The organism is Mesorhizobium sp. M1E.F.Ca.ET.063.01.1.1, assembly GCF_003998155.1.
Classification (GTDB): domain Bacteria; phylum Pseudomonadota; class Alphaproteobacteria; order Rhizobiales; family Rhizobiaceae; genus Mesorhizobium.
In genome coordinates this window covers 1-2,018 of sequence record NZ_RZSC01000929.1, presented here as the reverse complement: position 1 = coordinate 2,018, position 2,018 = coordinate 1, and the positions used below count along the sequence as shown (strand labels likewise).

Annotated in this window: 4 protein-coding genes; 3 read left to right on the top strand and 1 reads right to left on the bottom strand. The window is 62.5% G+C overall.

Translation table 11 applies throughout. The features are described 5' to 3' along the window. The 3 genes from EOA29_RS34385 to EOA29_RS34375 all read left to right on the top strand — a co-directional run. Positions 1–645 (top strand): methylmalonyl-CoA mutase family protein (locus EOA29_RS34385; RefSeq protein WP_189479086.1); only part of this gene is annotated, 645 nt, incomplete at its 5' end. 71 nt (positions 646–716) lie between these two features. Further along, on the top strand, positions 717–938 hold the full coding sequence (locus tag EOA29_RS34380; protein WP_126095032.1) for an AbrB/MazE/SpoVT family DNA-binding domain-containing protein: 222 nt from the start codon (positions 717–719) through the stop codon (positions 936–938). Further along, the gene (locus tag EOA29_RS34375) at positions 935–1,324 is read left to right on the top strand and encodes a type II toxin-antitoxin system death-on-curing family toxin (RefSeq protein ID WP_127222255.1); all 390 of its coding nucleotides are present in this window, start codon (positions 935–937) and stop codon (positions 1,322–1,324) included. The genes EOA29_RS34380 and EOA29_RS34375 overlap by 4 nt, the downstream gene beginning before the upstream one ends. Here EOA29_RS34375 and greA read toward each other — a convergent pair. Next, positions 1,321–1,803 carry a transcription elongation factor GreA gene (gene greA / locus EOA29_RS34370; protein WP_126095034.1) on the bottom strand — a complete coding sequence of 161 codons (483 nt, stop codon included), beginning with the start codon at positions 1,801–1,803 and terminating at the stop codon, positions 1,321–1,323. The genes EOA29_RS34375 and greA overlap by 4 nt on opposite strands. Between the last annotated feature and the right edge of the window lie 215 nt (positions 1,804–2,018).

Genomic DNA, 2,018 nt, shown 5'->3' with positions numbered 1-2,018 from the left:
GCCCTGGAGGACTCGCTGGCGGCGCTTACGCGTGCCGCCGAAAGCGGCGAGAACCTGCTCGAATTCGCGATCCGCGCGGCGCGCGCCAACGCCACCGTCGGCGAAATCTCGCTGGCGCTGGAGAAGGTCTTCGGCCGCCATGCGGCCACCGTCCAGACCATCTCCGGCGTCTATCGCGACGCGCTCGGCGACAATCCGGCCGTCGACCGGCTCAAGGAAAAGATCGAGGCATTCGAGAAGAAATCCGGCGTCAGGCCGCGCATCCTGGTCGCCAAGATGGGACAGGACGGCCACGATCGCGGCCAGAAGGTGATCGCCAGCGCCTTTGCCGACCTCGGCTTCGACGTCACCGTCGGCCCGATGTTCCAGACGCCGGATGAAATCGCAAAGCTTGCCGTCCAGCACGATGTCGACATCATCGGCGCCTCCTCACTCGCGGCCGGGCATCTGACGCTGATCCCCGAGCTAAAGGAAGCGCTGAGGAAGCTCGGCCATGGCGATATGCGGATCGTCGCCGGCGGCGTCATCCCGCCGCAGGACTATGACGCGGTGCTCAAGGCCGGCGCGGCGGAAATCTTCCCGCCGGGCACCGTGATCCCGCAAGCGGCGGACCGGCTGATGGATCGGCTGCTGGCGGCCGGGTAGTGTCGTTATAATTCCTGTTGTAACGTTGGGCGTTACGCGTTATAATTAAAGTTGTAACAGGATGATCCGTCATGAACACCACCGTTCGCAAGATCGGCAATTCGGAAGGTGTGATCCTGCCGAAGGAAATCCTCGATCGGCTGAACATCAAAGCCGGCGACCAGCTTCAGATTGTCGAAACGGACAAGGGCATTGCCCTTGAGCCCGTGGACGACAGCTTCGAGCGGCAGATGGAAGCCGCTCGCAAGGTCATGGACAAGTACAAGGTCGCGCTTCAGAAGCTCGCCGAATGAGCTGGCAGTTCCTGTCGCGTCGCGCTGTGGAAGCGATGCATGCCGAGCAGTTGCGCCGACATGGCGGCGCGCAGGGCTTGAGGGATGAGAACGCTCTCGAATCCGCGCTCGCCCGCGCCGAGAACAAGGCCAATTATCGTCACCCGACAATCGAGGATCTGGCGGCCGCCTATATTTTCGACATCGCCAGGAACCACGCTTTTGTCGACGGCAACAAACGCACGGCTATAGTGGCCGCGGGCGCCTTCCTGATCATAAACGGTTACGGCCTTACAGCCGACAATGGCACGATCTACGAATTCGTTATGGGCGTTGCCGCGGGCGAGATCGACGAAGCTGGTGCCGTAGCCTTCTTCCGCGACCATACTATCAAGGTCGAGAACTAGTTCTCGGCCTTGTCCGAGAGCTTGACGATCTCCCATTCCTTGCCGTTGACGGCGGCGACCTCGCCGACTTTCTTGCCGAAGAGGGCCAAAGCCATCGGTGAGACATGGGAAATGCTGCCCTTTGACGGATTTGCCTCATCCTCGCCGACGATCCGCCAATGCACCTTCTTGCCGTCGTCGCCTTCCAGCGTGACGCCCATGCCAAAGCGGACAACGTCGCTGCCTGGCTCCGGCTCGGAAAGCTCGGCGCTCTCGCGCCGCGCGGTCCAGTAACGCAGGTCGCGCGACACGACCGCAAGGCGTTCGCGGTCACCCCGCCTTTCAGCCTTGGCCATCAGATCGCGCAGCTCGGCGAGATTGTCCTCGATCATCGCTAGGCCCCGCTCCGTCACCAGATTGCGGTGCGTGCTGATCGGCCGCTCGCCGACGCCGGCAATGGCATTTTCGCTGTCTTCTTCGCGGGTAAAAGCTCTGCTCATGCAATGAACTTAGGCCCGGCGAGGCGACTGCACAAGCGATTTGCCAACGAGCCAGCCTTGGCACGATTCCTGCGACGGACCGGGCGAAACGCCAGGACCTGTGCCGATGTTGAACAGACGAACGCTGCTTGCCCGGAGCGCAGGCTTTGCCGCCGCCGGGCTGCTTGCCGGCAAGGCGTCGGCGAAGATGCTGCCCGGCATCGAAATGGCCGCAA